Here is a 16,823-nt window from a genome sequence, read left to right on the forward strand (position 1 = left end):
GCTCACTCCTTTTTCGGGGCAGGTGCCCACTTAGCTAATTACTTTCTGCACATTACTCATAGTAAGCATCAATGGTTTCGATGGTACCATCTGGCCTGTGGGTAAGCTCAGTAACCTTAATGTTTCTCAGGTGCGTCTGACCTTCGGAAAGTTCCGTATCATGGTAAAACAGGTACCACTTTCCATCAACCTCAACAATTGAGTGGTGGTTGGTCCAGCCAAGTACCGGCTTCAGTATCACCCCCTGGTAAGTAAAGGGTCCGTAAGGACTGTCACCTGTGGCATATGCAATGTTATGCGTATCGCCGGTAGAGTAAGAAAGGTAATATTTGCCGTTGTAACGGTGCACCCAGGCAGCTTCAAAGAATCGTCTTTCGTTATCACCGGCCAGCAGCGGTTCTCCATTCTCATCCAGAATCTGTACGTCTCTTACCTCTTCGCTAAAGCCAAGCATATCGTCGCTCATACGGGCTACTTTTGGCATTAAGGCAGGCTCATTGTCCGCAGGGTAAACATCTTCCGGCTTATACTCTCCGGTGGCCCACCTCTGGAGCTGCCCTCCCCATATTCCGCCAAAATACATATAGTACTGGCCATCGGTATCTTTGTACACGGCGGGGTCAATGCTAAAGCTTTTTGCGATAGGCTGCTCTTCCGGCTTAAACGGGCCGGTAGGCGACTGGCTGGTAGCCACGCCTATTCTGAAAACATCGTTTTTATCTTTTACAGGAAAATAGAGGTAGTAGGTCCCGTCTTTATAAGCCGCATCGGGCGCCCAAAGCTGGCGGCCTGCCCAAGGAATATCTTTAATATCCAGTGCCACCCCATGATCGGTAATTTCTCCGCCTATGCTATCCATGGAAAACACATGGTAGTCTTTCATGTCAAAATGGGAGCCATCATCATTCATTGGGATTCCTGATTCTATATCATGCGACGGGTAGATATAAATCCTGCCATTGAACACATGAGCAGAGGGATCGGCGGTATAGATATCAGTGACCAGAGGCTCGTTCAGGAAGCGGTTATCTTCTGAAAGCGCCTCCTGCTGGTCTGTTTCATCGTTTTCTACTTCAGCTGTGCCTGTGCTCTGGCAGGCGGTTGATAAAACAGAAGAGCCTATCAGGAAGATGGCCAGGTACTTTAAGTAAATGTTCTGAATCATTTTTTAATAGTTGGTAAAACACTTCAAATTAGAGATAAATCTTTTTATAAAGCTGCCGGCTAACAGAGCAAAGTACTGCTAACCGGGCAGCTGAAAATGCTGTTTAATAGCTGGCAGAAACGGAGGCGGCTTGGCGGCAACTCATGCTCCCTTTCAGTCTATTACCACTGCTCATGCACAGTGGGCTTTATGTACCGCTCATAGATGCGTTCCACTCCTTCCATTTGCTCTTTGGAAAGGGCAGGAAGCTCCGCCGCTTTAATATTGGAACGAACCTGCTCAGGCCTTGAGGCGCCTGGTATCACCGTACTTACTTCCCGGAACATCAAAATCCACCGGATAGCCTGGGCAGCGAGTGGCTCTTCGCCGGGAAACAGCCGCTTAATCTCTTCCACCGCCTCCAGGCCAAGGTCGAAGTCTACCCCGGAGAAAGTTTCCCCCTTATCAAAGGCTTCTCCATTTCTGTTAAAGTTCCGGTGATCTTCAGGCCCGAAGGAGGTTTGCTTATTCATTTTTCCTGAAAGCAGGCCGCTGGCCAGAGGTACACGCGCAATAATGCCACAATTGTTTTTCCTGGCTTTCGCAAAAAACTGCTCACTTGGCTTTAGCCTGAACATGTTAAAGATTATCTGAACCGTCGCCACATTGTCGTACTGCATGGCCATAAGCGCCTCGTCTACCAGTTCCACACTTACGCCTAAGTTGCGGATTTTCCCCTGTTCTTTCAGCCGCTCGAAGGTGCCGAAAATTTCTGGGCGCTTGTATATTTCGGTGGGCGGACAGTGCAGCTGAATTAAGTCGATGGTATCTACCTTCATACGCTGCAGGCTTTCTTCCACATAAGCGGTGAGGCGATCTGCGGTATAGCCTTCCGGCGTATGAGGCTGAATTTGCCTGCCGCATTTGGTGGCAACATATATTTCTTCAGGCCGGCTTTTTACCACTTTGGCTACGGCTGCCTCACTTTGCCCTTCGCTGTAAACATCTGCAGTATCAATGAAATTTACCCCGCCATCAATCGCCGTATTAATAATTTCCTCCGCATTCTTTTCATTAAAGGCATCTCCCCAGCGACCCCCTACCTGCCAGGTTCCAAGGGAAACTTCCGACACTTTAAATCCTGTTTTGCCAAGTTCTCTGTATTGCATTATAGTGTGTTTAAATAAAAAATTGGGTTTCCACTAAAAGATAGTCCTATAATCCTTTACAGACTCTTTTAGAAAAGTATAAATAATAAACCGCTTCTTCAAACTAAATTTTATTCAACAAAGGGCTCCCGAGCAGGGTATAAAGAATCTTCAGCCCATAATATTACCTTATTACCTGCGCGAAACCTCTGTTTCAGTTCTCAGCTGGTTCATTAGCCTGGCATATTTCCGGATAATGGCAATGGTAGAACTGTCGGAGTCAAAAACTGAATACCAACCCTGCTTTTCATGCGGCGGATCGCCCATAAGTGCATCACCCTCCTGCCAGTAGTTACCCCCTTCCGCTACTGCCGGCCTGCCTTCGCCGGAATAGGTCCAGAAGTTAGCGCCGGCTACGGCATTTCCTGCTCTTGCCTGCTCATAAACCATTTCGAAGATAAGCTTAAAAAAAGTATCGCGGGCAACAACCGGAGAACCCGGGGCATAGGCTTCGCCATCTCTTGCCACACCAAACTCTTCCAGCACCATTGGCTTGTTTAATCGCTTTGCCGCCTCCACATGCTCCAGTAAGTAAGCCTCTGCTTTTTCCATTGCAGCGGGCAGACTTTCTACCGACTTTTTCGGATCGAACCAGGCCCAGTTCTGTATCCAGATGTGCATGGTGGCGTAGTCGATTCTTGGAGAGAGGTGATCCCGGTAAAAGTCATTCCCTGCATGATGGGAGCCTGTGTTACCTTCGCTTCCAATGCTAACCAGGTGATTCTTATCTTTTCGCTTAATATAGCCGGCTGTTTTATGAATCCATTTACGGTAAGCTTCCTGATTGTTATAGCCACGAGGTTCATTTCCCAGCTGCCAGGCCATAATGGTCGGGTCTTCTTTGTATTTCACTCCCGTAATTTTATTTTCCCTGTTAATGATAAACTTCAGGTGCTTACGGTACAGGCGGTTCGCCTTTTTGTTACTGAAAAAAGAGCTGGAAAACTTCTGAAAGGTGTCCCAGTCCCCATCTCCGGCAGGAGGTGCATAAGGAATCTCCACCCCGTCGGCCCAGGAAATATATTGCCCCATGCCGCCGGTCCATTCCCAGAAGTTCGTCATCACCAGCACGGCAGTCATGTCCCTTTTTGCCATTTCGGCCAGCAGGAAGTCAAGCCCTTCCAGCACTTCCTCATTGTACATTCCTGGCGAAGGTTGCAGGGAAGGACGCATACGGTTTGGCTCCGTATCGGGGCCTTCGGTGGCTGCCATAATACGGAGATTCTTGATGCCGATCGACTGCAGGTGATCCAGCTCCCGCTTCAGGCGCTCACGGTCTCCCCCCCTGGCTGTGGAGGCGAGATTCATGCCATACCAGTAGTTGGCTCCTAAAAAGTAATAGGGTTGCCCGTTGCGGATAAACTGGTCGTTCTTCACCTGAACAAACCCCTCTTTCCCCTGCCCGAGCGACAAACCGGCAGGAAGGAAGAACAATAAGTATAATAATAACCTGAGTTGCATTTTCAATTTATTTGCTGATAGAAATTTAAACTGGGGACAGCCGGCTTCCTTCCTGAAGCGTAAAGGAACCGCACCGCCCTTTTACTACTCCCTCTGTTGCTGTTTTTTCCGGCTGCTCAGCAGCAGTTTATTCCGTCTGTAAACATTCCTGATATCATCTTCCAGCAGAATCCGCTCATCCCGGCAAAACTCCCTGAAATCCTGCTCGGCCGGATGCCCTTTGTAGGGGCTGTAATGATGGCCTGTATGGGCATTGCGCCAAACCATTACATAGGAAATCTGCAAAGGCTCCAGCTCCGCTTTCAACGCACCCAGGAGGTGAGCAGTATACCAGTCTGGAACTGTTAATTTATCCAGCCCGGTTTCGGTAAGGGCTGCCAGCTTTCCTTTTTTCAGTGCCAGTTCACTTATAAGCTTTAAACTGCGAATCAGGTCTACCTTCTGTTCGGCCAGCGGCTTCGGGTTGCCCTCAAAGCCCATATCCCAGTAATCGTCCAGCCCGATAATATCCACATAATCATCGCCCGGATACCCATATAAGTAAGCTTCCTTTCCCTTTTCTAAATCCATCCTGCTTCGGTCGGGGGAGAAAACATATATCAGGTTATGAACCTTCTTTTCCTCTTTCAGGTAATCGACCGTAAACTGCCAGAGCTGAATAAATTCTTCTTCAGTTGCATAGCCTTTTCCCCACCAGAACCAGTCGCCATTGTGCTCGTGAAAAGGCCTGAAGATGATTGGAATAGGGGTAAAGAAATTGATGCGACACCTTTTCAGGAACTTAGCTGCCAAATCCAGCTTTTCCAGGTAAGCTGCATGTGCTTTTCCGCCCGGGAGCATATCTTTTACTACATAGGTCGTATCCCATGAATTTCCGCCGCTTAGCAGGTTGTCCATATGCCAGGCAACGGTATTGATGCCCCTCCGCCGGTATACCTGCCGGATGTAGCGGCGCACCTCTTTAAAAGGAACTCCGTTGATGCTGTTTTCTGTACCGATTTTCCCGAGGTCCCAGCCATGCACGGCAGGGTACGAACCACTTATTTCTTTTACATCAGACCTGCCGGCTTCCGCTTTCCAGCCAACCCCATAGGCCATGGCCTCATGCTGGCCAAAGAGCGTGCCCTGTTTGGCTAAGGCCTGCAGGTTTTTGTAGAGAATCCTTGTTTTTCGGGTAGCCTTTTCATCAATAAGCCCAGCAGGCTCTCCGGCCGGCCGCTCCCTTACTTCAGCCCGCTGGGCCGGCAGTGGGAGGCTGTAAATGATTAAAAAGGCAGAAAGTAGTAAACGGCTCAATCGCATTTCTAACGGGCTTTTGGCAGGAAACCGGGATTATCATTCCCCCTTCCTGCGTAATTCTATTTTGGTATCAGACTTTTGCTGTATTGCTTTCTTCAGCTAGCCGCTTACAGCGGTGAATAACTTCCAGGCAGGCCCTGCTATTGTGATAGGGGCATTTCCAGAAGCCTAGCTTATCTTCTTCCATCTGGCTGTAATCATCCCACACGCCCCATATCCACTCTCCCTTTTCCCTGTCGAGCAGATATTTTTGTGCAAACTGCCAGGAATTCCATGATTTCTCCATATAGGAAGACTCTTTACTTAGCTCAAAAGCATTCAGGAAGCCTACCATCGCTTCGGCACTTACCCACCACTCGCGGTGCGTGTCGTAATGCTGCTTTTCACGATCAAGCTCGTGGTACAGGCTACCGTCGGGCTGCAGGCCTTCCCCCGTAGCGCGGGCCATTTGTACGGCCAGCGCTTTCACCTCCTCAATCAGCTCCTGCCTGCCCAGCACTTCTGCCGTTTCCAGCAGGAGCCAGGAAGCCTCAATGTCGTGCCCGTACGATACCAGGTTGGCCGCTACCTTCCATTCGCGATTGAAGAAGAGATGCATATGACCACTTTCCGCATCTACAATCTGCCTGAGGAATACTTCCAGCAGTCCCTTCAGCTGCTGTGCCAGTTGTGCGTCCGGCCATACACGATAGAGGTTGGCATAAGCTTCCAGGATGTGCAGGTGCGTGTTCATTGTTTTCGGGTCGTTCCTGTCCTTTGGGCTCAGCCGCAGGTCTTCCAGCAGGTTTCCTTCGCGACTGAAAGCTTCAAAATATCCCCCGAATTCCTCGTCAAAGCTGTAGCGCTCAATCCAGCGAAACAGTTCCTTGCAGGCTGCCAACGCTTCTTCTTCCGCCGTAGCCTGGTAGTATTCGCTCAGTCCGTAAATGGCAAAGGCCAGTGCATAAATTTGCTTTCGGGTATTTAAAGGAGCCCCTCCCGCATTCACCGACCAGTAAATGCCCCCGTACTCCCTGTCCAGGAAATGCTCCATCAGGTAATGGTAGGCACGACGGGCAAGCTGCAGGTGATTTTCCTTTTGGGTATGCCGATAGGCTGCCGAAAAAGTCCAGAGGATACGGGCATTCAGAATGGCTCCCCTGGGCGCATCTGCCTTTACCTGCCCTGCATGGTCTATCTGTCCGACAAAACCTCCATTTTGTTCATCGGGCGCATGCTGCTCCCAGAAAGCAAGAATGCGCCTGAGCTCCGCCTCCATTTCGGCCCCATAAACACTTAGCTGCGCCTTCTTTATGCCTGCTGCTACTTTTTCCATTTTCAGGAGGCTGTTGTGGCGACCGGTTCCGGTTTATTTTTCATATAGGCCAGGTTCCGGTCGACCAGCTCATTAAGCCGTGCCACTGTTGCACCGGAGCGGAGCCCGTCGGCAGGCGTATTGAGCACATAATCCAGCAGCCTGCCCAGCGTAGTGGTGGCTACATGCATACGGGTATCGGAAGAGCCGTAATAAATAAACACCGTACCATCCTCATCCAGAATCCAGCCATTGCCGAAAACCACATTCGATACATCCCCGACTCTTTCTTCTCCTTCAGGGGCGATAAAGTAACCCGCAGGCTTGTGGATTACCTTTGTTGGATCTTCCAGATCCGTGAGGAAAGTATAAAGCACATAGCGCAGGCCTGCGGCGGTATTACGTACACCGTGCGCCAGGTGTAGCCAGCCTTTTTCCGTTTTAAGCGGTGCCGGCCCCTGCCCGTTTTTTACTTCATTTACTGTATGGTACTGCTTTGCATCCAGCACAATTTCTTTTTCTATCACGGCATTTTCGATACTATCGGCCAGTCCCCAGCCAATGCCGCCACCTGAACCGGCCTCGATAAAGCCATCCTGCGGGCGGGTGTAAAATGCGTATTTTCCGGCTACAAATTCCGGGTGGAGCACCACGTTGCGCTGCTGCGGCGAGGGAGTTTTAAGGTCGGGCAGACGCTCCCAGCTTATTAAATCGTGCGTACGGGCAATGCCGCACTGGGCAATTGCCGAAGACTCATCGCCTGCTTTGGCATTCGGGTCTTTGCGTTCGGTACAGAAGAGACCATAGATCCAGCCATCTTCGTGCTGCACCAGCCGCATGTCGTACACATTTATATCCGGCACTGCTGTTTCAGGCATTGTAATGGGGCGCTCCCAGAACCTGAAATTATCTATACCATTTTCACTTTCGGCTACGGCAAAAAACGATTTCCGGTCGACCCCTTCTACCCGGGCAACCAGCAGGTATTTTCCATTAAGCTTAATAGCCCCTGAGTTAAAAGCTGCATTAATGCCGAAACGCTCCATCAGGTAAGGGTTCGTTGCCGGGTTCAGGTCGTACCGCCAGAAAAGAGGCGTATGCTGCGCCGTTAAAACAGGGAAGGTATACCTGTCAAAGATGCCGTTTCCCAGGATTTCCTTTTGGTTTTTTCGTTTAAGCAAATGGCAATGCGCCTCCTCTAACTGTCTTAGTCTTTCTTTATAATTTTCCATCCGGTAAATGGTTATAATTGCTGTTTGTAGTTGGTTTAGTAGCTGTTATCCGCCACTATGGCCGGGTCTTTTTTAGACGGTTTCGCTGCATTAGGGTCTTTTGGCGGTGTCATTGGCCTGTCTTCCGGCAAGGTGTCCCACCAGGTCTTCTTCAGCACTGCTGCACATAAAAGAAATATGGCTAAGGTAATGAGCAGCTCGGTTTGCATTTGAATAACCAGGTAAATAGGCAGGAGGGTAAGGCACATTTGGGCCACCACCCCTATTACCACATTAAAGGCATCGCGCCAGAAATCGTTATTCTCTTTAAAATCGGGCTCTTCCTCCTTCACCAGCCTGTCGATTGGCTTCCAAAAGCCCCAGGGGCGTACTTTTCTGTAGAAGCTTTTGAGAGTTTCCGTATCCGTAGGCGGCGCCGTTAAAGTGCCAACAATGCTACCTGCCAGGGAAAGCAGCAGCAGAACCGGGAAGTAGTACAAATCAAGTCCATCGAAGAAGAAAGGAAATATAAGGGCCGGCGTAATTCCGGAGAGCATGCCCCAGAAAAAGCCATTGCTGTTAAAGCGCCACCAGTACCACTTTAACACATTGGCTGCAATATAACCGCCATAGAGGCCGGATACAATCCACTGAAGCAGGCTGTTTACATCTCTTGCAAAAAAGCCCAGCACCACACTCAGCAGTACTACGACCACACCCGTAAGATAATTCATGTTGCTTACCATGGCATTCGATGCCTTCGGGTTCCAGTATTTGAGGTAAATATCGTTTACGATATAGGCCTGGGCGGCATTTAGGGTGCCGGCAAACGTACCAATAAAAGCCGACAGCAGACCTGCCAGAATCAGGCCAAGAATACCAGTTGGCGCAAAGTTAACAATGGCAGAGGGAAGAATCTGCTCATAATCGATACGCCCGCCTATTTCGAGGTTCAGCTGCTCATAATTTAAGAGTGCCAGCACCGTGAAGCCAATAATCATGAGGTAGCGGGTGGGAATAAGTACCAGCGACACAAAGCCACTCATCTTGGCCGCATCTTTTGGAGAGCGGGTTGAGAGAATCTTCTGCATATCGTAGTTTGGCGTAGGGCCTGCAAGACTGGCTAAAATACCCTTAAACAGCATCAGCGAGAAAAATATGCCGAATAGAGAAAAGCCATCTTCCTTAATTTTTTCATTTACATCGTCGATAATACCGGCCCAGTCCAGGTCGAGGGTAGCCCCAAAGAAGGGGGTGGTCCACCCCTCCGGTACGACTAAAGTGCCGCCTGCAATATTATCGATGGCGATATAGCCCACCACCAGAGCTCCCACGGTCATGATAATGAACTGCAGCACATCGGCCCACACAATACTGGACATACCGCCTAAAATAGAGTAAAAGACGGCAAACAGGGTAAAAGCTAAACCATACAGGTGGGGTACATAAGCCGCAGGCACCTCAAAGGGAACATAAGGCTCTACTGCCGACCAGGGAATGAATATTTCCATGAATTTACCCAGGCCAATAAAGCCATAGGCAAGGAAGCCGAGGCAGCTCAGCAGGGCAAAGATTACTACAATGGTGTGTGACTTCGTGGTGCTTTTGGTTTTGCCAAAGCGGGTCAGCATCCATTCTGCCCCGGTGGTAACATTGGAACGCCGCAGCCAGATGCCCAGGAATACCATCAGGAACACCTGGTTGAAGGAAGGCCAGAGCCAGGGAATCCAGATACTTTTCAGACCATACACAAAGGCCAGCATCACCATCCACATGGTGCCGGAAATATCGAACATGCCGGAGGCATTAGATACGCCCAGCGCATACCAGGGAAGGCTGTTGCCCCCTAACAGGTAAGCTTCTTTATTTTCCTTCGCCCTGTTCTTCATGAACAGCCCAATGGAAGCCACTGCTACTAAGTAGAGGATGATGATGCAGAGGTCAATTGCAGATAACTTCATCAATTATAGGAGTGAATATCTGTGAAACGTTAATTCCTGTCTTTAGCCGCTGCCTGTTCCGCAGGCACAGGAGGGGCATAAATGTTTTCGGCTGCCACTTCTCTTCCGAAAAGCACCTTTGGTTTATGATAAAAGGCCTTAAAATCTTCAGCGCTTTCCTGACCCGGAAAGGGTGCATAATAATGGTCGGGGCGCCCGTTCCGCCACACCAGTACATAAGAAAGACCTGAATCTTCTATTACAGGCAGCAGGGTTTCAGTCCACCAGTTCTCCTGGGGTATTTGCTCCAGCCCTCCTTCTGTAATGGCATATAGCTTGTTTCTCTCCTCCCCTATTTCCTTCAGCATGTTCACCATCCGGCGCGCATCCTTCACGAAAGTATCCACCGAATCTCCGGCGTTTGGACGATGATAAATATCAAAGCCAATCACATCTACCCACTCATCGCCGGGGTAGCGCTCCAGAAACTCTTCTTTAGAGTAAAACTTATCGGGAGAGTAGGCATAAAGAAGATTGTGCACGTTCTTTTTATCGCGCAGGTATTCGACCGTAAAGCGGTACAGCTGTTTGTACTCTTCGGGCGAAGCATGTCCCTTACCCCACCAGAACCAGCTCCCGTTGTGCTCATGCAGGGGGCGAAATATTACCGGGATAGCTTCTCCTTCGGGGCCTTCGAGACTTTTCATAAAGCGAGCCACTCTTCTGAGCCACCTTTTGTACCTCCGCATCGCTTTTTTATCGGCAAAGAGTTGCTGAATGGTTGAATCCTGATGGTCCCAGCTGGTTTTAGCCGGATCGACCGGGTTGTTGAGGTGCCAGCTAAAAGTATTCAATCCTCCCTGGGTATACACCTGCTGCACATATTCCCGCATTTTATCAAAAGGAACGCTGTCCAGGTTCATGGGACTTTTCAATTCCAGGTGGCCTAAATCCCAGCCAAAAACGGCCGGGTAATCACCCACCACCTCCTTTACATCGGAGCGCCCCGGCTCATACTTCCAGCCTATTCCATAGGCCAGGTCATCCTGGTGGCCAAACATAACTCCTTTCTCTGCCAGCCGTTGCAGGTTGACATACAGGTTTTGGGTTTCTTCTGTTGCTTTGGGGTCAATGGGCAACGATTGCGCCAAAAGGCCATTGAAAAGAAACAGCTTTGCTATACAAAATAATGTTATCCTTAACATACTGAATGGCTTTACCTCTTTCCTACAAAACAGAAGACAGGCTGATTTTTAAGCTTCAAGTAAGTTGGTGAATGATGCTACTCAGGAAAGAGAGTTTGCCAATGGCATATAAATTTCCTGTCAGTTTGCTTTATCACCTCTTAACCATTGATACCAAATATACCTACAATATCCAGTACCCATATAATACTATTTTATCATTTCATTGACCGGAGCTGGTTTTTATTTGAAGAAGATGGCAGAAAAACCACCTCCCAGGCAGTGACTTTGCTCATATTAAACAAACCGAAAAATCCTACTTCAGCAAAAGGAAGCAACATCCAGGCACTACTTTATCGCTCATAAGAGCCCTGTAATGGTTTTGCATTAAACGAACAAACCCCTGAACACCCTCCTCCACGGCTTTTCTACCGATAGCAGCTGATCTTCTCTTCTATAAAAACAATAAGCCGGTAAGAATGGAAAACCAGTCAGAAAGCATTAAATTTATTCAACCGCAAGCCGGTACTTATTTAACACTTACAGCATGAACGAGCACCTGCGTAACATTTACCGGGAAATTACGCCCCTAAATGCCAGCGACTGTTTTACCCTCTTTAAAAGAGTAAAGCATGATTTTAGCTTTCCGCTGCACATACACGAAGAGTTTGAACTGAATTTTGTACATCGTGCCCAGGGAGCTAAGCGTATTGTGGGAGATAATGTAGAGGTAATCGATGAACTGGACCTGGTGCTGGTAGGAAGTAACCTGCCGCACGGGTGGTTTACCCATGAATGTAAAAGCAAAGAAATTTATGAAATTACCATTCAGTTCCATCGCGACCTGTTCGATGAAAAGCTCCTCCGCCGCAACCAGCTAAGCCATTTGCGCTCCCTGCTGGAACGCTCCTCAAAAGGCATCCTATTCTCCAGAGAAACCACCCTTGCCTTCCGCGAACGAATTGAGCGGCTTACCACCATGAGCGGGTTTGATTCTGTACTCGAACTCATGTCAATCCTGCACGATCTTTCCCTTTCGCGGGATATGCGCACCCTGTCCAATGCATCCTTCTCAGATGGGCAGTTCAGCTACAACAGCCGTCGCATTGAAAAGGCTTTTGAGTTTATGGAAGCCCACTTTAATAAAGACATTGCTTTAGCAGACGTAGCCAAAACAGTAAACATGCAGGAAGTATCCTTTAGCCGCTTTATTAAAAAGCGCACTGGCAGAACCTTTATTGAAAGCCTGAACGAAATCCGGCTGGGACATGCTTCCCACCTGCTTATCGATACTACCCAAACAGTGGCCGAGGTATCCTTTAACTGTGGCTTCAATAATCTTTCATACTTTAACCGCCTGTTTCGAAAAAAGAACGGCTGCACCCCTACCGAATTCCGACAGAATTACTCCGGCACCCGGGTATTTATATAGAGCCGTTCCTCTGCAGGTAGTGCAGCATAGTTTCTTCAACCAAGATCACTCACTCATTGCTGTGCTTAACGTTTGGGTCAGGGGCTATTAAAGCCTTGCCTGTACAAAATTTCGTACAGAACAAAAGGCAAAGCCTCTATTTTACCTGGATATAATCGGTTGGTGTTTTCGCGTATACTTCTTTAAAGCACTTACTAAAGTAGGCAGGGTCGCTGAAGCCCGTGCCGTAAGCAATTTCTGCAATGGTCAGTCCCTTATCCTTCAACAGGCGGGTAGCTTCGCGCAGGCGGATGTTTCGGATAAAAATACTAACAGACAAGCCGGTAAGGCCTTTCATTTTACGATACAGCTGCGAACGACTCATGCCCAGCTCACTGGCCAGCACATCGGGACTAAAGCGTGAATTAGCCATGTTTTCTTCCACTATCTGCAATACGCGCTCCATGAACTTTTTATCAAGCGAGTTTACCGCTACTTCGGCTGGTTTAAAGTCAGGATCCTCAGAGAAGCGCTGCTTCAGCAGCTTTCTGACCGCAATAAGATTTTTTACTTTTGCCTTTAATACCGGAATACTGAATGGCTTGGCAATGTAATCATCGGCGCCTGTTTCCAGCCCTTCCAGCTGGTTATGCTCGGCCGCCTGTGCTGTCAGCAAAATAACAGGTATATGGCAGGTGCTTTCGCTGCTCTTGAGCTTTCGGCAAAGCGCCGTGCCGCTGAGCTCGGGCATCATAACATCGCTTATAATGAGGTCCGGCATCTTACTGACTGCCTTCTCAAAGCCCTCGACCCCGTTACTCGCCTCCTCTATCCTGTACTTTCCTTTAAAGTTATCGCGAAGGTAATGCCTTACATCATGGCTGTCTTCGACCAGCAGCAGAAGAGGTGAATCTGCAGAAACTTTCTCCTGAAGAGGTTCCTTTATCTCCGGAGCCTCCTCAGCACCCGGCTTACTTTCCATCCCGAATTCCTGCGGTATTTTAACGTCAGCAAGCTCAAACTCATCTGCACCAAAGCTTTCAGCAGCAACCGGCAGCCAGATAGTAAACGTACTTCCTTTACCCATTTCGCTTACTACCTCCACTTCGCCATAATGACGTTCTACCAACTGCTTTACCAAGGTCAGGCCAATACCGGCTCCCTTCTTTCGGTAGCCTTTCTTCTCCACCTGAAAAAAGCGTTCAAATATTTTATCCTTCTCCTCCGGCGGAATACCTACGCCACTGTCCTCCACCGCTATTTTAACATATTGTATGGACGAAGCCTCCTTCTGCAGGCGGGCCGGTAATTGGGTGGCATCATCCACCACTGAAAGGTTTATCGCTATCTTTCCACACTCGGGTGTAAACTTAAAGGCGTTGGAAAGGAGATTAAACAAAATCTTTTCCAGCTTATCCGGATCAAAATACACCTCCGCAGCATCAGTACCGGGAGCGAAAATATATACGATACTATTTTGCTCTGCTTTGTAAGCAAAGGCATCGGCTATGCTCCTTGTAAACTGCACAATATCCCACTGTACTACCCTCAGCTTCATCATTCCTGCATCGGCCGCTGAAATATCCAGCAACTGGTTTATAAGACGAAGCAGCAGACGTGAATTCCGCTGGATAAGCTGATACAGCCCCTGCCGTTCATCAATCCTGAGGGAATTTCCTTCCGACACCAGCTTATCGACCGGATCGCCGATAAGCGTGAGGGGGGTCCGAAACTCATGGGAGATATTGGCAAAGAAGTTAAGCTTAAGCGTATCCAGCTCATGAATTTTCTCTGCCTCCAGCTTCTCCAGGCGCAACCTGCTTCTCCGCCGCTCCCGGTAAACGGTGGCGCTCCTGTAGGCGTAAAGCATTATTGCCACAAAACAGAAATAGAAGCCGTAAGCCCAGCTGGTTTGCCAGAAAGGAGGCAGTACAGTTACTTTCAGCGAAGCTTCCTGCTCATTCCACAACCCATCGTTATTGGCTGCCTTCACTTTAAAAGTATACACCCCGGGGTCAAGGTTGGTGTAGGTGGCCTCCTTTCGGTTCCCCACATAGTTCCACTCCTTTTCAAAGCCTTCCATCATGTAGGCGTACTGGTTCTTTTCCGGTCGAACGAAGTTGAGGCCTACGAAACCGAAACTCATGACATTTTGGTCGTACGAAAGTTCAATTTCATGGGTCTGGCTAATGTGCTTCTGCAAAGGAGCTTGTTCCCCACCTATTGCAACCTCTCTGTTAAAAAGCTTAAAATCAGTAATAACGACAGGTGTTTTATAAGCATTATCGCGAATTGCAGAGGGATTGAAGCTGTTTAAACCATTCTTTCCGCCAAAGAAGAATTGATTCTCTTCCCCTTTAAAATAAGCCCCCGGAAAAAATTCGTTGGACTGAAGACCATCCAGCATACTGTAATTACGAAAGCTCTGTTCAGCTTCATTAAACCTTGATAAGCCATGGTTTGTACTAATCCATAAATTTCCTTCCTGGTCGGCCATCCCTCCCATGATAAAGTTGTTCGGGAGCCCATCTCTTTCGGTATATACGACAAAATCCCGGCGCTGCTCATCGAATTTATTCAGGCCATTTTCAGTACCTATCCAAATTTGGCCTTTATTGTCTTCAAAAATGGAACGAACGCTATTGTGGCTCAATGTGCTGTTTTGGTGATTATAGCTAATAAAGTGCTCCTTCTCCGGCATGAGTACACTTACACCAGACACACTCCCGGCCCAAACCCGGCCTTTGCTGTCTGCAAAAACAGTAAACACCCAATCGTTCGACAGGGAGTGCTGCCAGTCGGGGTAATTAGCCTTATAATTTTTAAAGGCACCTGTTCTCAGGTTCAGCCGGCTCACCCCTCCTCCATGTACGGCAACCCAGAGGTTCCCACTTGCATCTTCGGTAATATCTCTTATATCATTCCCACTGATAGACTGCGGATTGGCAGGTTCATGCCTGTAAGTGATAAAACTGCGGGTAGATTCATCGAAGTACTGAAGCCCTCCCCGGTAAGTTCCTACCCAGATTCTTCCATCACTTGCTTCAAATATTTTAAATACAGTACCCTCTCCAAGGCTGTTGGTATCCTGAACATTGTAACTGTAATGAGTTTTTTCATTAGTTTCTGCATCCCAAAAATCAATGCCCATAGTAAAATATCCCACCCACAAATTGCCTTTACTATCTTTCAGTACAGAAGAAACACTGGACTTGCTGAGGCCTGTGCTGGTGGTAGAATTTTGCGCAAAATGCACAAAGGGATGGTTCACAATCGTCCGGTTTACGCCTCCCTGTTGAACACCCAGCCACAGGTTTCCCTGCACATCTTCATAAAGGGTGCTTACTGCCAGTGCAGCCTGCCCGGAACTCCGGGTATCGTAATACTCATAGCGCAGAAAGGAGTCTTCCAGCTGGTTATACCGGCTCAGTGCATAACCATCGCCAAACCAAATGGTATTCTTACTATCCTTCAGAATACATTTTATATGGCTTTTTTCCTTCTCGTAGGGATAGCGAAAAATCCTGTTCTTCTGAATATCCAGGCGATTTAATCCTCCTGCCCTGGTCCCTATCCACAGCTGGCTGCCATCCAGCTGAAGGCTCATAATCTCATCGTTACTCAGGGAATTGGTATCGCCAGCATTATGCCGGTACCGACTTAACTCATTGCTTGCTGGATTAAAGCGGGCAAGCCCCTCCTGCTCAAATCCAATCCACAGATTCCCGCTGGCATCGGCTTCTAATGACCGGATACTTTCTGCTTCGGTGGATAGATTTACAAGAGAGAAAATAATCTGTTTATACTGTGCAATATCCTTTTCCGGCAGCAGTTGCGCCAGGGTAGCCAAAAAATGCTCCTGTCCTTTAAATACTCTTTGCTCCAGCTTCTGCAGGGCCTCTAATACGGAAAAGGGAAGCCCTCTTTCTTTCAGGTGCAGAATGGTTTCCGCACTTACCTCCAGTTCAATTTCTCTGAAATATTGCTTAAACTGCTGCGTTTTCCGGTCAAACCTATTGAGACCTGACAAGGTGCCTACCCAAAGGTTATGGTGGGCATCTTCTGTAATGGAAGTAACGAAATGAAAGGAAAGGCTTTTGGGGTCATACACCCTGGGAGCAAAATTGGTGAAGGAGTCTGTATCTTTATTATAACGGCTAAGTCCGTTATTCTCCGTTCCAACCCACAGCACTCCCTCACTGTCTACATAAAGGGCACTAATTTTATTATCGCAGAGGCTGGTAGAGTCATCGAGGTTGCTGCGGTACGTTTTAATAGTATAGCCATCGTAGCGATTCAATCCGTCGATGGTTCCTATCCAGATAAAGCCCTGCTGATCCTGTACGACAGAGGTAATGTCACTACTCGAAAGCCCGTCTTCTTTGGTAAGATGTTCAAACTTCAGCTCATTTGACTGAGCCTGCACCATTTCCAGGCAGGCTGGAAGCAGCATGATTAACACCAATAACACTCTTAACATCATGTTTTATTCTGGGATTTATTATGCCTGAGCCCCGGGTATTCGACAACGAAAATATTTGCTACACCCCAAAACTAGTAACTACCGCTCTCCACAGAAGAGGGACAAGGGCCTCCTCCTTCTCCTTTCCTATTCAATTTCATACAGGTGAGCTATGAGTTCAAAAGCACTTATTAAAAGCAACTGAACAA

10 protein-coding genes are annotated in these 16,823 nt (G+C 48.2%); 1 reads left to right on the forward strand and 9 read right to left on the reverse strand.

All coding sequences use genetic code 11. The annotated features are described in order from the left end of the window. Positions 1-52 precede the first annotated feature (52 nt). From F752_RS0102850 to F752_RS0102885, 8 genes are all read right to left on the reverse strand, one after another. Positions 53-1,165: a glycoside hydrolase family 43 protein gene (locus tag F752_RS0102850; protein ID WP_017730219.1), complete on the reverse strand. Its 1,113-nt coding sequence runs from the start codon at positions 1,163-1,165 to the stop codon at positions 53-55. A gap of 161 nt (positions 1,166-1,326) precedes the next feature. Then, on the reverse strand, positions 1,327-2,313 hold the full coding sequence (locus F752_RS0102855) for an aldo/keto reductase (protein ID WP_017730220.1): 987 nt from the start codon (positions 2,311-2,313) through the stop codon (positions 1,327-1,329). 171 nt (positions 2,314-2,484) lie between these two features. Continuing rightward, a complete protein-coding gene (locus F752_RS0102860; protein WP_152425003.1) occupies positions 2,485-3,813 on the reverse strand; it encodes a glycoside hydrolase 5 family protein in 1,329 nt (442 codons plus the stop codon). An 84-nt stretch (positions 3,814-3,897) separates the two neighbouring features. Continuing rightward, a complete protein-coding gene (locus F752_RS0102865) occupies positions 3,898-5,115 on the reverse strand; it encodes a glycoside hydrolase family 26 protein (protein WP_152425004.1) in 1,218 nt (405 codons plus the stop codon). Between the two features lie 67 nt (positions 5,116-5,182). Next, on the reverse strand, positions 5,183-6,427 hold the full coding sequence (locus F752_RS0102870; RefSeq protein WP_017730223.1) for an AGE family epimerase/isomerase: 1,245 nt from the start codon (positions 6,425-6,427) through the stop codon (positions 5,183-5,185). Between the two features lie 2 nt (positions 6,428-6,429). Continuing rightward, positions 6,430-7,638, reverse strand: a complete 1,209-nt coding sequence (locus tag F752_RS0102875; protein WP_017730224.1) for a glycoside hydrolase family 130 protein — start codon at positions 7,636-7,638, stop codon at positions 6,430-6,432. A 35-nt stretch (positions 7,639-7,673) separates the two neighbouring features. Next, positions 7,674-9,578: a sodium:solute symporter family protein gene (locus F752_RS0102880; RefSeq protein WP_017730225.1), complete on the reverse strand. Its 1,905-nt coding sequence runs from the start codon at positions 9,576-9,578 to the stop codon at positions 7,674-7,676. 29 nt (positions 9,579-9,607) lie between these two features. After that, positions 9,608-10,762: a glycoside hydrolase family 26 protein gene (locus F752_RS0102885; protein ID WP_081604494.1), complete on the reverse strand. Its 1,155-nt coding sequence runs from the start codon at positions 10,760-10,762 to the stop codon at positions 9,608-9,610. A 526-nt stretch (positions 10,763-11,288) separates the two neighbouring features. On the opposite strand from F752_RS0102885, the gene F752_RS0102895 reads away from it, so the two are divergent. Further along, positions 11,289-12,173, forward strand: a complete 885-nt coding sequence (locus tag F752_RS0102895; RefSeq protein ID WP_017730228.1) for a helix-turn-helix domain-containing protein — start codon at positions 11,289-11,291, stop codon at positions 12,171-12,173. 136 nt (positions 12,174-12,309) lie between these two features. Here F752_RS0102895 and F752_RS0102900 read toward each other — a convergent pair whose 3' ends face one another. Beyond that, a complete protein-coding gene (locus F752_RS0102900) occupies positions 12,310-16,635 on the reverse strand; it encodes a hybrid sensor histidine kinase/response regulator transcription factor (RefSeq protein WP_081604495.1) in 4,326 nt (1,441 codons plus the stop codon). Positions 16,636-16,823 lie beyond the last annotated feature (188 nt).

Origin of the sequence: Nafulsella turpanensis ZLM-10 (assembly GCF_000346615.1) — a bacterium.
GTDB classification, from domain to species: domain Bacteria; phylum Bacteroidota; class Bacteroidia; order Cytophagales; family Cyclobacteriaceae; genus Nafulsella; species Nafulsella turpanensis.